Genomic DNA, 16,132 nt, shown 5'->3' with positions numbered 1-16,132 from the left:
ATCAGCGAATTCCATCAGGGACAGAGGCACCGCCTCACTTAAAGTCCGGATGTATGGCTGCAACCTTATCCCGTCTGTGTTTTCACGAATTGAGTGCTTGGCATACTGGGGGCGTCCATGTATGAGCAGGCTTGCCCTGCGCTGGGCTGCGAAGCAGCCCCACTTCAGACACTGTGTTTTTATCGGGCACACCGAGGGGCTTGGTTTTGGGGCCGCTTCGCAGCCCAGCGCGGGGCAAGCCCGCTCACCACAAAAAAACCTATTTTCTCAGGTCTTCCAGAGCGGCCGCAGCGCATGGTCAATCACCCAATGTGGCTCGCCGGGGCGGATGCAAGTGCCGCCGACCCAGCGTTCGTGTGAGGCGTGGTCGGGCCAATAGGCTTGGCCGCTGAGCACCTGATGGCCCAGGGGCGTCAGCGTCAGCACGCGACGGGGCCATTCCAGTTGTGTTGCGCTTTCGGTAAGTAACGGTTGCGCGCCATCGATGAGCGGGCGGAGCAGCGCATGGAACATCATGTCCCCCAGAAACGGCAGTGGTTCGCGCTTGGCCATCAGGTCGGCGAATACACGCCCGAAGGGCATGGGCCCGGTGTCGGCGAGGCTGGTCAAGGCCAGGCGTTCGGTCAGCGACAGGCCGTCCTGGGCGCCAGGCAATTCTTGCAACTGACGCAACAAGGCCGGGCCCAGCAAGGGCAGGGCGGGGTGATAGGCGTGTGCCAGTTGCGCCAGTTTGAGCGGTGACGGATCGCAATAGGCCGACCAGGCCTGTTTGGCCAGTTGCACCGCGTCGTCACCGATCAAGCGCCGCTGTGGCCACAGCCAGGCGAGCACGTCCGGGGCCAGTTGGCCGATGCCGATAAAGCGTTCGACGCCTGGAATCTGCGCCACTTCAATCAACTCCAATTGGCGCGGAGCACGGTCCAGGCTGGCCAGGACGCGGATCAGGAACAGCTGGTCATACGCGTCCGCTTCGCACCACAACACACTCGGCGTGTCGTCGGCCAGCGCCTGTAATTGCTGGTATTCATCGTCGACCCGGCGCGCCACGGTGGCCAAGTCCAGGGCGAAGGCCTGGCTGATAAAGGCGCTGCGTAGAGCGCGAAACGCCTCGGCGGGCAGGTCGCGTACCGGGCCCATGCACAGCGGGTCGGTGAGCATGCGGAACTGGCCCTGGAAGCCGGCCAGTTGCAAGGTGTGGGCGATGTCGCTGCCGCAGCGCCAATGGGTGGTGCGCGCTTCGTCGCTGGCGTGGAAATCGGGATGGCGCGCGGCAAAGTCGAGGGCGTCGACATGGGCCTTGAGCTTGGGCCAACTGCTGAACCCCAACTGCTTGGCGATCTGCCATTGGGCCTGGGACAAGGTCGCACCGGGGTCTTGGGCTTTGAGCTGCGGCAGCAATTCCTTGGCGCGCTTGCGCTGCTGCTCAAGGTTGAGGCGACCATCGGTGGTGGAGGTGATAGGAAGTGGCGACATACGAGCTCCTGGGCTTACCTTTTTCCGCTGTCAGGTGGGGAGTCGTAGCAATCGGATGGGTGTTGCGGTGTCCTGGGCGCAGCCCTTTCCGCGGAAGGTGGCGTGGATCGCGCCAGGCCGCAAATATAGGCAGCATGGTAGGCGATTGCAAGGCGGCCCTCGCGCAGAGGGCCGCCTTGCCTCACTTGTCCTGGCGCGCGTCCAGGGTCTTGCGGTGTTCGGCCAGGAACGGCTGTTCGGCCGGATCAAAGCGATCGATCCCGGCAGTGAAGCGGTGCCAGTACGGGTACAACGGCTGGCGCCGTGTCACGGCTTCGATGCGGGAGGATTGCGCCTCGGTGAGCTTCAACTCGGTGGCCGCCAGGTTATCGCGCAGGTGTTCCTCGGTGCGCGCGCCGACGATCAGCGAGGTGATGCCCGGACGATCCTTGAGCCATGCCAGGCACGTACGCGCCACCGAGACGCCGTGCTCGTCGCCTACCGAGGCGAGGGTTTCGATGATGTCCAGCGCGCGCTCCTGATCATGCACGTAGGGTTCCGGCCAGTCGCTGCCCTGGCGGGTATTGGCCGGCGGCTTTTGCCCTCGGCGGGTGGAGCCGGTCAACAGACCTTCGCCCATCGGTCCCCACACCAGGGTGCCCACGTGCTGATCGAGGGCCAGCGGCAGTAATTCGTACTCGGCCTCGCGGGATTCCGGGGTGTAGTAGATCTGTTGCGTAATGGGTTTGAGCATGCCGTGCAACTCAGCTTTGCCCAGGGTTTTCATCATTTGCCAGGCCGTGAAATTGCTGGTGCCGAAATAGCGGATCTTGCCCGAACCCACCAACAAGCGCAGGGCTTCGAGGGTTTCCTCGATGGGCGTCATACCGTCCCAGTTGTGCAGCTGATACAGGTCGATATGGTCGGTGCCCAGGCGCTTCAAACTGGCTTCACAGGCTCGGATCAAGTGATAGCGCGACGAGCCGGAGTTGTTCGGGTTGTTGTCCACCGGGCTGCGCCCTTTGGTGGCCAGCAGGATGTCGTTGCGCTTGTCGCCAAGCGCCTTGCCGACCACTTCCTCGGCCAAGCCATGGGAATAGAGGTCGGCGGTGTCGACCATGTTTACCCCGGCGTCGAACGCGATGTCGAACATGCGCCTGGCCTGGGGCACGTCGACGCTGCCGCATTTCTCAAACTCGGCGCGGCCGCCAAACGGTACGGTGCCCAGTATGATTTCGGATACCAGCAGACCCGAATGGCCCAGTTGTCGATACTGCATGTCGCCTCCTGCTAAACGTTGAACGTGAAGTTCTGAGCCGTGCAGCTGGCGATAGTTTGAATTTTTTCCATGAAACCTCGATACGCCTGCATCGCTGTGCTGGATATATGTGGATGGGCATTGTTTCGCCAGATGAAATGCTCGATTGTGAAGCGTGGTGATTCCATCGGTGGCAGCAGCGCTGGAAGATGGTCGGCGCTGCCTACCCACTACTTTTTTTGGAGCCTGTCATGTCTCAGCCTGCGATCAAACTCTACGGTTTTCCGTTGTCCGGCCACTCCCATCGAGTCGAGCTGATGTTGTCGCTGTTGGGGCTGCCCAGTGAATTTATCCTGGTCGACCTCAAGCAAGGCGCGCATAAAAGCGCGGCGTTTCTGGCCAACGTCAACAGTTTCGGTCAGGTGCCGGCCATCGATGACGGCGGCGTGGTGCTGGCTGATTCCAATGCGATCCTGATGTACCTGGCGAGCCGATACGGTAACGGCCAATGGCTGCCGAGTGACCCGGTGGGGCAGGCGCGGGTCCAGCGCTGGCTGTCGGCCGCCGCCGGGCCGCTGCACGCAGGGCCTGCCACCGCGCGGCTGGCGGTGGTGTTTGGCGCCGATGTGGATGCGCCGTTGGCCATCAGCCGCGCCCATGGGTTGTTGAGCCTGTTGGAGCAGCAACTGAGTCAGACACCGTTTTTGGTGGGCGAGCAGCCGAGCATTGCCGATGTGGCGTTCTACAGTTACGTAGCTCACGCGCCGGAAGGCAATGTGTCGTTGGCCGACTACCCTCAGGTACGCGCCTGGTTGGGGCGCATCGAAGCCCTGCCGGGTTTTGTCGGTATGCCGCGCACAGCCGTCGGTTTGCAATCGAGCTAGGGAGCGTCAATGGACCGATTTCATGAAATGCAGGTGTTTCTGGCGGTGGCCGAGGAGCAGGGCTTCGCTGCGGCAGCACGGCGGTTAAATACGTCGCCCCCCAGCGTGACCCGTGCCATCGCCGCAATGGAACAACGCCTCGGCACACAGCTGCTGGCGCGCACCACCCGCAGCCTGCACCTGACTGAAGCCGGCCAGCGTTATCTGGAAGATTGCCGACGCATCCTCGCCGAGTTGGACGAGGCCGAGGAGGCGGCGGCGGGCAGTTACGCCAGCCCCTGGGGCCACCTGACGGTGACCGCCCCGGTGCTGTTCGGCGAGCTGTATGTGGCGCCGCTGCTGGGCGAATACCTCGACCGATTCCCCCAGGTGACGATCAACGCGCTGCTGGTCGATCGTGTGGTGAACATGGCCGATGAAGGTGTCGACGTGGCCGTGCGTATTGGCCATCTGCATGAGCCGGGGCAGCAGGCGCTAAAAGTCGGCGAAGTGCGCCGCGTGGTGTGTGCTGCACCGGGCTATCTGGAGCGGCATGGCCGGCCCGAACATCCCGGGCAGTTGCGCGAGGCTACGATTGCCACCTCGTCCGCCAGCCAAGTGGTCAGCGAATGGCAATTCGTCGACGACGGTCGCTCGCTGACGGTGCCGATTACCCCACGCCTGGTGGTCTCGGCGAATAACGCGGCGATCCACCTGGCGCGGCTGGGCTGGGGGATGACGCGGGTGCTGTCGTATCAGGTCGCGGCGGCGGTGGCGGCCGGTGAGCTGGAGATTGTGCTGGACGCCTTCGAGCCGCCGCCGCTGCCGATCCAGGTGGTGTTCCACAACCGTGGGCGCGTGCCGGCCAGGGTCAACACCTTTGTCGACTTTCTCAGCCAGCGCCTGAGCCAGGATGCTGCGCTGAACCCGTCCCACCGGCACTCGCTTTGATGGAGCGTTATCGCGACATGCAGCTGTTCGCCGCGCTGGCCGGGCAACCGAGCCTGGCGTCGGCGGCGCGCGCTGCACGGGTTTCCGGCCCGACCTTGGTGCGCGCCATTGCCCGTTTGGAGGCGCGTCTGGGGGTGGCGTTGTTGCAGCGCAGCACCCGCGGCGTCAGCCTCACCACTGCCGGCGCCGCCTACCTGGCCGATTGCGTGCGGTTGCTGGCCGCCGTCGACGCCGCCGAAGCCTCGGCCAAGGGCTTGCAGATGCAGGTTCAGGGCAGCCTGCGGGTGTGTTTGCCGTTACTGTTCAGCCGCTACGTGATGGCGCCGGTATTGGCCGACTATCTGGCGAACTACCCCGACATGCGCTTGCGGGTGCGCTATCAGGACCCTCACCCTAACCTGCACGAGGAGGGGCTGGATGTGGCGATCCTGGTGGGCGAATTGCCCAACTCAGCGCTGATCGCGCGACCTTTGGGCCAGGTGCGACCCATTCTGTGCGCAAGCCCCGATTACCTGGCTGCCCACGGTGACCCCAACCACCCCGATGAACTCAAGCAGCATCGCTTGATCGCCAGCCCCGCCCCCCACGACCCGTTCCGCACCCGCGCGCGTCTGGCCTGCTCCACGGTGCAAGGCGCGATCAATGCCGCCGTACAGGGCGCTGGATTGTTGCAGTGCCTCAGTTATCCGGTGCATGAGCATTTGCTCAGCGGCGCACTACGCCGTGTGCTGCCGGACTTCGACGGACCACCGCTGCCGGTGCAGGTGGTGTACCGCGAGGGCAGGCAGGCGCCGATGCGCGTGCGCAGTTTTGTCGAACACTGTGTGAGCGCGCTGCGCGGGCATCCGGCATTTCAGTTGGCGTAACAGTGGATTGCCGGAGGTGGTGATTCCCCCGTCGCGTATCGGGGCGCAGCATTCGCCTATCCCTAATTGGAGGTGGCCCTATGAACCCGATCGAACAGTCCCCTTGGCATGCCGGCGAACGGCAGATGCAGCACAGCGCCGGCGTTGCAGAGCGCATGGCGATGGTCGGGCCCAAGGTGATTCGCGACCACTTGCCCGAACAGCACCGGGATTTCTACCCCTTGCTGCCGTACCTGGTGCTGGGCGCGGTGGATACGCAAGGCCTTCCCTGGGCGACCCTGGTGGAAGGTGCGCCGGGCTTTGTGCATTCGCCCGACCCGCAGCGCTTGCAGATCGACAGCCTGCCCTCGGCGGGCGATCCGGCCCGTGCGGGTCTGCATCAGGGCGCGTCGGTGGGCGTACTCGGCATCGACCTCAATACCCGTCGTCGCAATCGCATGAACGGCCGCATCGGCGCTCTTGACCACGAAGGATTGTCGATCGAGGTGGTGCACACCTTCGGTAATTGCCCCAAGTACATCCAATTGCGCCCGGTCGAAGGCGTCGCCCGCAAACCGGGGAGTGCGGTTGAGCGCTACGATCACTTGGATGCCGCCGCGCAGCACCTGATTCGCAACGCCGACACCTTCTTCGTCGCCAGTTACGTCGACACCGGCAGCGAGCGCGCGGTGGACGTTTCCCACCGGGGCGGCAATACCGGTTTCGTGCGCGTCGACGGCAACGTGCTGACCATTCCTGACTACGCCGGCAACCTGTTCTTCAACACCCTGGGCAACCTGGCGGCCAACCCGGTGGCAGGGCTGTTGTTTATCGATTTCGACACGGGGGATGTGTTGCAGCTTGTCGGGCGCACCACGCTGATCCTGGACGGGCCGCAAGTGGCGCTGTTCGAAGGCGCTCAGCGCGTGTGGACAGTGACCGTGGAGCACAGGGTTCGGCGCCCGGCGGCATTGGCCTTGCGCTGGCGGTTTGCGGAGTTCTCGCCGTTCAGTCTGGCGATGGTGTGATCGTTTCTGTGGCAACTGCAAATAGGATGAGCAGCGGGCCAGGTGTGAAGGGTGAGACTTCTGTGGTGGGCGGACCTGGCTTCATCCTGCTTCGTATCCAGACGCTGCCGCGCCGATCATCCACTTGGCTAACCCGTGCCGGCCGCTGACGCCCAGCTTGGTGGCGGCGCGTTTGAAGTAGGTTTCGATCGAGCTGTTTTTCACACTGAGCTTTTGCGCCAACTGCGGCACGGTACCGCCGGTCAACAGGCCCAGGCACACCTGTTGCTCGCGCGCGGACAGGCTGACGGCGTCCAGGGACAGGCGTTGGTAGAACGCACGGTGCAACTGCGATTGTTCGGGCAGCGCGTGATCCGGATTACGCGGTACCTGATGCAGCAGTTGTACGTGGTGTTCGAGCAGCGGCAGCAGGGTATCCGACAGTCGCTTGAGGAATGACAGCTGTGCCAAGGCAAAGCCGCGTTCGGTGTCGGATCGGTACAGCGAGATCACCCAGCGTCGGTTGCCTTGGCGTGACACCAGGTGGCACTGGTGTAGGTTGTTGATCCTTGGGTTTATCTGGATCAGCAACGGGTCCTGCATGTCGAGCATGTCCCGCAGCAACGGCTGGTCCTGCCCCGACGTCAGGCATGGCGGCCGTGCGTGCGGGTGGCCGGCGCTGCCCAGCCGCTTGATGTCGAGGACGTGCCCGGGCAATTCACCCAGGGTCCACTCACTGAGGTCGACCCATTGGGCAGGCACCGATCGGTTGACCAACTGCAGCAGATGGTCGGCGAAATGGGCGTGGCCGCTATGGGCAATCACCTCGCCCAGTTGCGCGTAGAAATGTGGGCTCTCGGGTTCGTGTGGCTGGGCATCCATGGCCCGCCGAGCGTCAAGGTTCAGCACTGTTAATGGCCGCCCTGGGAGTTTGCTTGAAGCATAAGCGCCTGATCCTACTTATCCAGCTGAAACGAGGTAGACAACGTGCCATAAAAATCGCGTCATTAATTCGACGTTTCTGAAGGGCGTTTCCGGATATGGATCTGGGGGTCAAATTTTTGATTTATCCTAACTATATGAAATTTATGGATAATATTTAGCGAGAGACAGGCAAGCACTCTGGTTGACCTCGCCAATCAGTAGCCAATGTCTTACAGCGCTTTAATCGTTTCAGCCGTCGGGCTTCAGGGGTGGGGACCTATTCGTTTGGATATCGGGGCAAGAGGGCGGCAGTCAAGTCAATCGCCCCTTTCAGGGCTGGCGCGGAATGAATGCTTTGCTGCCGTCCTGCCTCGCCCGGAACAGCCGTTCGCCGTTATCCGGTTGTGTCGTGATGACCTGATGGTCTGCGGCGAGGTAAGCCAGTGGCGTCGGGTCGTCCTTGGAGAACGCTGTGACGATAATCGTGCGCTCTGGGGCGAAGTGCCGGCCGCTGGTGGTGTCCAGCCAAGCCATGAACGCGGCGCTGTCGCCTTGGCGCGGGAAGTTTTGGGCCTGGCTGACGTAGTAGAACGCGTTGCCTTGGTTTTGCAGGTACAGGGGCACCTTGTTGTCGACTTCCAACATGACCATCTGCCATTGATCCCACGGCGCGGTTTTGACCGCCTCGGTGCGTACATCCTCGGCAAAGCGGGTGACGCCGCCATTGCCGTTGCTCCAGGGGTAGGCCACGCCGAGCACACCGAGCATCACCACGGCGGCGATGGCGAAACCCTTGTGCCAGCGCGTCCCACTGGCCGGCTTTTTCGCCAGGCGTTCGCTCAACCACCAAGCGGCCAACAGCTGGGCGAATGGCACCAGCGGCAGCACGTAGTAACTGCGTCGGCTGCCGCTGGCGGTAAAAAACACAAACAACAGACCCAAGCCCCAAACCAGCCAGCGCACATTGGCAGGCGTATGGCGCCAGTGCCGCACGGCCAGCCACAGACCCAGCAGCCAGCACGGCGTCCAGGGCAGGGTGTAGGCGGGCAGGTAGATCAGGTAGGTGTAGATCGGCCCCATGTGGTCGAAGGGATCGAAGAAGCGCACCACGTTTTCCCGGAACACCAACGCCAGGCCGCTCTCGCCGTAAGTCGCCGCGCCGTAGCGGTGGGATAACACGAACGGCACCGCATATGCCGCGCCGCCAATCAGTGCGGCCAGTAACAAGCGCAGGTTGAGGTGCTGCCTGTAGCGCTGCTTGCTGAGCAGGTGCGGCAGCAACACCAGGCCTGGCAGCACCACGCCGATCAAGCCTTTGAACAGCGACGTCGCTGCCAGTAACAGGCAGAACACGGTGTAACGTCCCAGCCGTGTGTCGTCCGGCCCACGCCAGTACCACCATACGGCGGCGAGGACGCCGCACAGAGTCAGCACATCCGCCGTGGCCACCCGCGCCCAGAAGAGGAAGTAGAACGTGGTGGCGAGCATCCAGCCCGCGATCAGACCGGTGCCTCTGCGAAACAGGCGCTCGCCGAGCAGGTAGATCAGCCACACGCTCAACCACGCAGCGATGACCGAGGGTAAGCGCAGCGACCACGGGCCCAGGCCGCCCATCAGGTGCGCCATGCCGGTGATCATCCAGTAGGAGGGCAGGGGTTTGTCGTAATACAGCGCACCTTTGAGGTAAGGGTCGAAGTAATCGCCGCTCTGCAACATCTGCAAGGCAATGTTCGCCCAACGGGTTTCCGGCCCCCATAGGTCACGCGCGCCGAGCCCGCACAACAGCAACAGGGCACAGACGCCGAGCAGTAACAGCAAGGCGCCACGTTCGCTGCGAGGATAGACCGGCATCAGGGCACCTGCGGGTACAGGGTCAGTTCCAGATAGCCTTTGTTATAGCGTTTACCACCCAGCGGCAGTTGCCCAGCCTCGGCCATTTCGCTGGTGCTGCCGACCCGCAGCAGCACGCCGACCGGGCCGTGACGGCGGGCCTCTTTGAGCCAGTCCTGAACCTGCGTCACGTCCACCTTACGCTGCGCGGCATCGGGGTATTGCAGGCCGTAACGCAATTCGCCCTCGGTGTTGTACAGCGTCACGTCAGGGCGTTGCAGGCGCCAGGCGAGGGCGCTGGCGCTTTCCAGTTGGTTGCTCAGCAAGGCGCTGGTTTGCTGCAGTTCGCCCAGGTGTTCTTGCACGAATTGGTCGGGCATTTCGTTGTCGGTGATCAGTGCCGGCATGCCGGCCGGCAGCAGTACCACCAGCAGGCCGATGCCCAGGGTCGGCATGGCCCACAGCGTCAACGGGCGGAAGGCTTGCAGCAGGTTGGTCAGAATCCACATCAACAGCACGATAAAGGTCAGGGACAGGCTGAACATCTCGGCATGGCTATTGCCGTATAGCGGTCGGGCGATTTGCAGGTAAATCAGGCCGATCATCGCCGCCATGCCAATGGCGAAATTAAGCAGGCCGTTAAGGCCGATCGACCGGGCTTTGCCTTGGCTGATCAGGTCGATCAAGGTGTGCCCCATGAGCAGGGCGAGCGGCAGCAGGCACGGCATGATATAGGTCGGCAGCTTACCGTTGCTGAGGCTGAAGAATCCCAGCGGCAGCAGTAGCCACAGGGCCAGGAAGCGAATGGGGGCCTGGGTTTTTTCCTGCCAGGTCTTGCGCAGGGTGTTGGGTAGCAGCCCCGCCCAGGGCAGGCACGCCACAGTCATGATTGGCAGGAAAAACCACCACGGCCGCACATGCTGCGCATCCTCGGCACTGAAGCGGCGAATATGTTCGTTCCAGAAAAAGAAGCGCCAGAAATCCGGTTCCTGCACATGAATCGCCCACACCCAGGGCAAGCACACCAGCGCCGCCACTAGTACCGCCAGTGGGCCGTAGCGCAGCAATTCCCCCAGGCGCCGTTGCCAGAGCATATAGGGCACCGCGATCAATACAGGTAGCGCCCAGGCCAGAAAGCCTTTGGTCATAAAGCCCATGGCGCAGGCAAGCCCCACGATGGCCCAGGCGCTCAGTCGGCCAGGCAGTGTTTGACTGTCGAGGGCAAACCACAACGCGACCAGACTCAGGTTGACCCACAGCGTGAAAAGCGGATCGAGGTTGGAATACCCGGCTTGGCCGGCGATCAAGCCGAAGCTCAGGTAGAGCAGGGCGCAGGCGAAGGTTTTGCGCGGATCATTCCACAGGCGGCGGGCGAGCAGATAGGCCAGCAACACACTCAGGCCACTGGTCAGGGCCGAGGCGATGCGCACGCCGAACAGGTTCTGGCCGAACACGGCTTGGCCCAGGGCGATCAGCCAATAGCCTCCGGCGGGTTTTTCGAAATAGCGCATGCCCATAAAGTGCGGTGCCACCCAGTTGCCGCTGAGCAGCATTTGCTGGCTGACCTGGGCGTAGCGGGTTTCATCCGGCGTCCACAAACCGTGCAGGCCCAAGGGCAGCAGATAAAACCCTGCGAAGGCCAATAACAGCAGGTGCAACGGTTTTATGCGGGGCATGGCAACGTCGCTCCTTGACGTTTTATGGAGACTGTTTGAACTAATAAAGTCATAGCGGAAGAACCAAAGCGTTCACTAAGTGGCGAGAAAGAGTCATGGCGTCCTGATTTAAAGACGCAATTCAACATGCCAGAACAGGGCTGTCTTTTTGCTGAACACGCTGTGGCGGTTGTTGTAACTGTGCTTAAAGTTGCTTGAGGGCAGCGGGCCAATCGGGGTTATTAACAATGCCCAGGGTTTTGAACTTACCGTTGGGCAGAACTTGCACGAACAGTGCACTGCCGTACTCGGGAAACCGCGCACGGGGGTAGCCCAGATGGGTTTCAAAGTCGGCGATGCAGCCGCTGTGCGTGACGAACACCAGGTTGCGCCCGGGCTGTTTATGGCTGAGCAATTCCTCGCCCATGGCCGCGCCGCAGACGGCTTGCTGGCTGGCGGTGACATCGGTCTTGCCGAACATGAAGCGGGACGTCTGGGCGGTACGAATAGCCGGGCTGGCGAGCACGTCGCTGCCTTCCATGCCCAAGGATTTAAAGGCTTTGCCGAGTTGTTCGGCGCGTTGGCTGCCTTTGATCGTCAGGCCTTCGACGGGGCCCAGGCACGGGTTGCTCGAACGGTCGCAGCGCTCTTCATGGCGCACCAGTACGATCAAGTCGCCATCGCGCCAGAGCGGCAACACCGATGAACTCAGCAGGCGATTGCCGACACCCAAGTCCCGTGGCGATAAGGGCCAGTTCATGAAAGCAGTCACGAGCAAGGCAACTACCGCAATGCCCAGCCAGAGCGCTGACAAGCGCTTGAGAAAGTGCCGGTGTGCGCGTGGCTTGGTCAGGGTCAGGTCAACCACTTCATTCACCTTGGGCGCTGTCGCCAGCGTTTTATTTATTGGGCGCGACATGTTGGCGAGTGCCTTGAGTGGAGCCAGAAGCTGTCACAGAGCGGCTGTCTTTTCGCTGAACATGGAGCGTTTAAAAGTTGCCAGGCGTAGCAACTAACAAGTTGCCGACGGATGACGCTTGGCCGGCAATTTAAAGAGTGACGGGTGGCCGTCCGGTGAAATCCATGTGAAAAATTTGCGTGGGCTCGGACCGCAGCCGTTATCCTCGATGGCCACCCATCAAACGAGTGCTCCCATGTTGCAGGTGCAAGGCGTGTTTAAAAGCTATGTCACTCCTCAGGGCCCGTTGACGGTGCTGGCCGGTGTCGATCTGCACCTGGCCGCACGCAGCAGCTTGGCGTTGATGGGGGAGTCGGGCAGCGGCAAGAGCACGCTGTTGCATCTGGTGGCCGGGTTGGATCGAGTCGATAGTGGCCGTATCCAGATCGGCGAACAGCGCCTGGACCGGATGAGCGAGGCGCAACTGGCGCACTGGCGGCGCACGGACATCGGCCTGGTGTTTCAGCAATTCAACCTGATCGGCAGTTTGCGGGTGGCCGACAACCTGGCATTCCAGGCGCGGCTGGCGGGGCGTTTCGATGCCCATTGGCAGGCCCAATTGATCGAGCGCCTGGGCCTGGGGGATTTGCTCAGGCGTTACCCGGAGCAACTCTCGGGCGGCCAGCAGCAGCGGGTCGCGGTGGGGCGTGCGCTGGCTTCGCGTCCGCGGCTGTTGTTGGCCGACGAGCCCACCGGCAACCTCGACGAAGCCACCAGCGACGAGGTGCTGCAACTGATGCTCGACCTGTTGCGCGACAGCCCCACCAGCCTGTTGATGGTCACCCACAGCCCACGCCTCGCTGCACGACTGGATCGCCAGGTAGTGCTGCATCGCGGCCAGGTCGTAGCGGCGGGAGCGGTCTGAGGTGGCGGTGTTCTATTGGACGTTGCGCGCCTTGCTCAGCCATTGGCGACGCCATCCCGTGCAGTTTTTCAGCGTGCTCACCGGCCTGTGGCTGGCCACCGCGTTATTGACCGGGGTGCAAGCCCTCAACAGCCAGGCGCGCGACAGCTACGCCCGCGCCAGCCAATTGATCGGCGGCGAACCCCAGGCCAGCCTCGCGATGCCGGACGGCGCCAGTTTTCCCCAGACACTGTTTGCCCAGTTGCGCCGTGCCGGGTGGCCGGTGTCGCCGGTGGTGCAGGGCAGGGTGCAACTTCAAGGGCATGCAGACCTGCGCCTGCAATTGATGGGCATCGATCCGCTGTCGCTGCCGGGCAGTGGCGCGGTAGCGGGGCAGCGCTTGAGCCAGGCGCAGATGCTGGCGTTCTTCGCGCCGCCGGGCCGCACCTGGGTCGCCCCGCAAACCTTGCAAGCCCTCGGGCTGCAAGCGGGTGAGCAACCCTTGACGCTGAATGGGCAGCGCCTGCCGCCGTTGCAGGCCCAAGCGGATATGGCGCCTGGGCTGTTGCTCATGGATATCGCTTTCGCCCAGCCGTTGCTGGGGATGCCCGAGGGTTTGTCACGCCTGTTGCTGGACAACGCCTTCGCCGCCGACCGCCCCACGCCGCCCGCCGGGCTCCAACTCAAGCAAGGCGAGGACAACAACCTCGCGCGGCTGACCGAGAGCTTTCACCTGAACCTCGACGCACTGGGCTTTTTGTCCTTCGTAGTCGGGCTGTTTATCGTGCATGCCGCCATCGGCCTGGCCCTGGAGCAGCGGCGTGGGTTACTGCGCACCTTGCGTGCCTGCGGCGTCAGCGCGCGTTGCCTGATCGTCGGCTTAGGGGTGGAGTTGGGTGCATTGGCGTTGCTCGGCGGCGTGCTCGGCGTGGCCAGCGGTTACCTGCTGGCCAGCCTGTTGCTGCCGGATGTGGCCGCCAGCCTGCGCGGTCTGTATGGCGCCGAAGTGCCGGGGCAATTGAGCCTGAACCCAGGCTGGTGGCTGGCCGGTTTGGGCGTTAGCCTGCTCGGCGCCTTGCTCGCCGGCGCCAGTAGCCTATGGCGTGCAGCGCGCCTGCCGTTGCTGGCGTTGGCCAATGCCCAAGCCTGGCACGAGGCCCACGGGCGCTGGTTGCGGCGTCAAGGCTACGTGGCCGCCGCCGCGCTGCTGGTGGCCCTGTTGGCGCTGTGGCGCGGCGATAGCCTGGCCGCCGGCTTTGTGTTGATGGCCGCGTTGCTGCTGGGCGCCGCCCTGGGGTTGCCGGTGTTGCTTAACGGCTTGCTCAAAGCAGTGCTGGGCCGCAGTCGCTCGGTGCTCGGCCAATGGTTTCTCGCCGATTGCCGTCAGCAACTGCCGGCCCTGAGCTTGGCGCTGATGGCGTTGCTGTTGGCGCTGGCCGCCAATATCGGTGCCGGTTCCATGACCTCGGGCTTTCGCCATACTTTCAATCATTGGCTGGAACAACGCCTGACCGCCGAGCTGTACCTCAACCCCCAAAGCCCGGCCCAGGCCGAGCAACTGGGCACCTGGCTGGCGCAGCAACCACGGGTGCGTGCGGTACTGCCCACCTGGCAGGTGGCGGTGCAGGTGCAAGGCTGGCCGGCGGACCTGTCAGGGGTGGTCGACGATCCCACCTATCGGCAGCACTGGCCGTTGCTGGAAGCGGCGCGCGCGCCTTGGGACCAATTGCGTGACGGCGACAGCGTGATGCTCAGCGAGCAACTGGCGCGCCGCCTGGCAGTCAGCGTGGGCGAAACGCTGAACCTGTCAACGCCGCAGGGGCCGTGGACACCGAAGGTGGTGGGCATCTACGCCGACTACGGCAACCCCAAGGGCCATCTGCTGATCAATGCCACCCACTTGCTCAGCCACTGGCCGGGCCTGTCGCCGTCGCGTTTCAACCTGCGGGTCGCGCCGTCCGATGTGCCGGCGCTGATCCGTGACCTGCAACGGGTGTTTGCCCTGGAGGACAGCCGCATCATCGATCAGCAGCAACTCAAGGGCTGGTCGAGCCAGGTGTTCGAGCGCACCTTCGCCGCCACCGCCGCGCTCAATAGCCTGACCCTTGGCGTGGCGGGCGTGGCGTTGTTCATCAGCTTGCTGACCCAGAGCCAGAGCCGCCTCGGTCAACTCGCACCGCTGTGGGCGCTGGGCGTGACGCGGCGACAATTGATGCTGCTCAACCTGGGCCAGACCTGGCTGCTGGCGGTGCTCACCTTGTGCCTGGCGCTGCCGCTGGGGCTGCTGCTGGCGTGGTGCCTGGACGCGGTGATCAATGTGCAGGCGTTCGGCTGGCGCCTGCCGTTGCAGGTGTTCCCGTGGCAATTGGCGCAATTGCTGGGCCTGGCACTGCTGGCCACGTTGCTGGCTTCGGCCTGGCCGCTGTGGCAGTTGTATCGCAGCCGTCCGGCGGACTTGTTGAGGACATTTGCCCATGAAGGTTAAGTCGTTGTGTTGGGCTGTGCTGTGGCTGCTGGCGGCCTGCGATAAAGCCCCAGCGCCCGCGGAAAGCTTCGCCGGCCTTGGCAGCGATGCGGCGGACTTTGCCCAAGTGGTGCCCGGCGAAGTCTTCAGCTTTCCCGAAGACCATGGCCCCCACGCGGGGTATCGCATCGAATGGTGGTACGTCACCGCCAATCTCAAGGATGCCCAGGGCAATCAGTTCGGTGTGCAGTGGACATTGTTTCGCAACGCCCTGAAGGCCGGGCCCACCCAACCGGGCTGGCACGACTCCACCCTGTGGCTCGGACATGCAGCCGTCACATCCGCCACCCGCCACTACGCCGCCGAACGCTTTGCCCGTGGCGGCGTGGGCCAGGCCGGGGCGCAAGCGGCGCCGTTCAATGCCTGGATCGATGACTGGAATTTCGCCAGCCGCCCCGGTGTCACCGGCGCATTGAACGACATGCAACTCAAGGCCCACGGTGCGCAATTTGCCTACGACCTGCGCCTGACCTCCCAGCGCCCGCTGGTGTTACAGGGCGACAACGGCTACAGCCGCAAATCCGATCAGGGCCAGGCGTCGTATTACTACAGCCAGCCATTCTTTAGCGCCGAGGGCAGCGTAAGCATTGATGGCAAGACCTATCAGGTCAGCGGCCCCGCCTGGCTCGACCGCGAATGGAGCAGCCAACCGCTGAGCGCCAGCCAGAGCGGCTGGGACTGGTTCTCCCTGCACCTGGATCGCGGCGCACAATTGATGCTGTTCCGGGTGCGGCAAACCGACGGTGCGCCCTACCTGACCGGCACCTGGATCGACCGCGAAGGCCGTACCCAGACCCTGCACAATGGCGATATCCAACTGACGCCGTTGCACACTACCGCCATCGATGGGCGCCAGATACCGACGCGCTGGTCGCTGAAGATCCCCAGCAAACAGCTGGACATCACCACCGAGGCGCTTAACCCCAACGCCTGGATGAACCTGAGTATTCCGTACTGGGAAGGCCCGGTGCGCTTTGACGGTGGGGTGGGTTACTTGGAGATGACCGGCTATTAGGGGCGT

The 16,132-nt window shown here is 63.4% G+C and carries 13 protein-coding genes; 7 read left to right on the top strand and 6 right to left on the bottom strand.

Going from position 1 to position 16,132, the window contains the following annotated elements; translation table 11 throughout:
- Positions 1 to 267: 267 nt before the first annotated feature.
- Together FIV35_RS16880 and FIV35_RS16875 are read right to left on the bottom strand one after the other, a co-directional pair.
- On the bottom strand, positions 268 to 1,473 hold the full coding sequence (locus tag FIV35_RS16880) for a DUF1835 domain-containing protein (protein ID WP_034137840.1): 1,206 nt from the start codon (positions 1,471 to 1,473) through the stop codon (positions 268 to 270).
- 181 nt (positions 1,474 to 1,654) lie between these two features.
- Positions 1,655 to 2,731 (bottom strand): aldo/keto reductase, encoded by a 1,077-nt coding sequence (locus FIV35_RS16875; RefSeq protein ID WP_034137839.1) that lies wholly within the window; start codon positions 2,729 to 2,731, stop codon positions 1,655 to 1,657.
- 230 nt (positions 2,732 to 2,961) lie between these two features.
- Between FIV35_RS16875 and FIV35_RS16870 the strand changes: the two genes are divergently transcribed.
- The 4 genes from FIV35_RS16870 to FIV35_RS16855 all read left to right on the top strand — a co-directional run bounded on the left by FIV35_RS16870 (position 2,962) and on the right by FIV35_RS16855 (position 6,397).
- A complete protein-coding gene (locus FIV35_RS16870) occupies positions 2,962 to 3,594 on the top strand; it encodes a glutathione S-transferase family protein (RefSeq protein ID WP_034137838.1) in 633 nt (210 codons plus the stop codon).
- A 9-nt stretch (positions 3,595 to 3,603) separates the two neighbouring features.
- A complete protein-coding gene (locus FIV35_RS16865) occupies positions 3,604 to 4,524 on the top strand; it encodes a LysR family transcriptional regulator (RefSeq protein WP_034137837.1) in 921 nt (306 codons plus the stop codon).
- Entirely contained in the window at positions 4,524 to 5,390 is an 867-nt protein-coding gene (locus FIV35_RS16860) for a LysR substrate-binding domain-containing protein (protein ID WP_034137836.1), read from the top strand. Before FIV35_RS16865 ends, FIV35_RS16860 begins: the two co-directional genes overlap by 1 nt.
- Positions 5,391 to 5,470: 80 nt before the next feature.
- Positions 5,471 to 6,397 carry a pyridoxamine 5'-phosphate oxidase family protein gene (locus FIV35_RS16855; RefSeq protein WP_034137835.1) on the top strand — a complete coding sequence of 309 codons (927 nt, stop codon included), beginning with the start codon at positions 5,471 to 5,473 and terminating at the stop codon, positions 6,395 to 6,397.
- Positions 6,398 to 6,478: 81 nt separating this feature from the next.
- Here the strand turns inward: FIV35_RS16855 and FIV35_RS16850 are convergent, their stop codons facing one another.
- From FIV35_RS16850 to pmrG, 4 genes are all read right to left on the bottom strand, one after another.
- Entirely contained in the window at positions 6,479 to 7,258 is a 780-nt protein-coding gene (locus FIV35_RS16850; protein WP_034137834.1) for a helix-turn-helix transcriptional regulator, read from the bottom strand.
- Positions 7,259 to 7,630: 372 nt separating this feature from the next.
- Positions 7,631 to 9,151, bottom strand: coding sequence for an ArnT family glycosyltransferase (locus FIV35_RS16845; RefSeq protein ID WP_034137833.1), 1,521 nt, complete (start codon positions 9,149 to 9,151; stop codon positions 7,631 to 7,633).
- Positions 9,151 to 10,806 (bottom strand): lipid IV(A) 4-amino-4-deoxy-L-arabinosyltransferase, encoded by a 1,656-nt coding sequence (arnT, locus tag FIV35_RS16840; protein ID WP_034137832.1) that lies wholly within the window; start codon positions 10,804 to 10,806, stop codon positions 9,151 to 9,153. Before arnT ends, FIV35_RS16845 begins: the two co-directional genes overlap by 1 nt.
- Before the next feature lie 184 nt (positions 10,807 to 10,990).
- The gene (gene pmrG, locus FIV35_RS16835; protein ID WP_052198946.1) at positions 10,991 to 11,704 is read right to left on the bottom strand and encodes a lipopolysaccharide core heptose(II)-phosphate phosphatase PmrG; all 714 of its coding nucleotides are present in this window, start codon (positions 11,702 to 11,704) and stop codon (positions 10,991 to 10,993) included.
- A 235-nt stretch (positions 11,705 to 11,939) separates the two neighbouring features.
- Between pmrG and FIV35_RS16830 the strand changes: the two genes are divergently transcribed.
- Genes FIV35_RS16830 through FIV35_RS16820 form a run of 3 tightly spaced genes read left to right on the top strand, consistent with a single transcriptional unit; the run spans position 11,940 to position 16,126 of the window.
- Entirely contained in the window at positions 11,940 to 12,608 is a 669-nt protein-coding gene (locus FIV35_RS16830) for an ABC transporter ATP-binding protein (protein ID WP_034137831.1), read from the top strand.
- Position 12,609: 1 nt separating this feature from the next.
- Positions 12,610 to 15,072 carry an ABC transporter permease gene (locus FIV35_RS16825; protein WP_034137830.1) on the top strand — a complete coding sequence of 821 codons (2,463 nt, stop codon included), beginning with the start codon at positions 12,610 to 12,612 and terminating at the stop codon, positions 15,070 to 15,072.
- Positions 15,062 to 16,126 carry a lipocalin-like domain-containing protein gene (locus FIV35_RS16820; RefSeq protein ID WP_034137829.1) on the top strand — a complete coding sequence of 355 codons (1,065 nt, stop codon included), beginning with the start codon at positions 15,062 to 15,064 and terminating at the stop codon, positions 16,124 to 16,126. Before FIV35_RS16825 ends, FIV35_RS16820 begins: the two co-directional genes overlap by 11 nt.
- Positions 16,127 to 16,132: the final 6 nt, after the last annotated feature.

It is taken from the genome of Pseudomonas rhodesiae (assembly GCF_007858255.1).
GTDB classification, from domain to species: domain Bacteria; phylum Pseudomonadota; class Gammaproteobacteria; order Pseudomonadales; family Pseudomonadaceae; genus Aquipseudomonas; species Aquipseudomonas rhodesiae.
This window is presented reverse-complemented; position numbering and strand designations above follow the sequence as displayed.

Coding starts and splice junctions, on each gene's coding strand:
- FIV35_RS16880 (WP_034137840.1), bottom strand. CDS start 1,473: ATGTCGCCACTTCCTATCACCTCCACCACCGATGGTCGCCTCAACCTT.
- FIV35_RS16855 (WP_034137835.1), top strand. CDS start 5,471: ATGAACCCGATCGAACAGTCCCCTTGGCATGCCGGCGAACGGCAGATG.
- FIV35_RS16870 (WP_034137838.1), top strand. CDS start 2,962: ATGTCTCAGCCTGCGATCAAACTCTACGGTTTTCCGTTGTCCGGCCAC.
- FIV35_RS16850 (WP_034137834.1), bottom strand. CDS start 7,258: ATGGATGCCCAGCCACACGAACCCGAGAGCCCACATTTCTACGCGCAA.
- arnT (WP_034137832.1), bottom strand. CDS start 10,806: ATGCCCCGCATAAAACCGTTGCACCTGCTGTTATTGGCCTTCGCAGGG.
- FIV35_RS16830 (WP_034137831.1), top strand. CDS start 11,940: ATGTTGCAGGTGCAAGGCGTGTTTAAAAGCTATGTCACTCCTCAGGGC.
- FIV35_RS16875 (WP_034137839.1), bottom strand. CDS start 2,731: ATGCAGTATCGACAACTGGGCCATTCGGGTCTGCTGGTATCCGAAATC.
- FIV35_RS16820 (WP_034137829.1), top strand. CDS start 15,062: ATGAAGGTTAAGTCGTTGTGTTGGGCTGTGCTGTGGCTGCTGGCGGCC.
- FIV35_RS16865 (WP_034137837.1), top strand. CDS start 3,604: ATGGACCGATTTCATGAAATGCAGGTGTTTCTGGCGGTGGCCGAGGAG.
- pmrG (WP_052198946.1), bottom strand. CDS start 11,704: ATGTCGCGCCCAATAAATAAAACGCTGGCGACAGCGCCCAAGGTGAAT.
- FIV35_RS16860 (WP_034137836.1), top strand. CDS start 4,524: ATGGAGCGTTATCGCGACATGCAGCTGTTCGCCGCGCTGGCCGGGCAA.
- FIV35_RS16845 (WP_034137833.1), bottom strand. CDS start 9,151: ATGCCGGTCTATCCTCGCAGCGAACGTGGCGCCTTGCTGTTACTGCTC.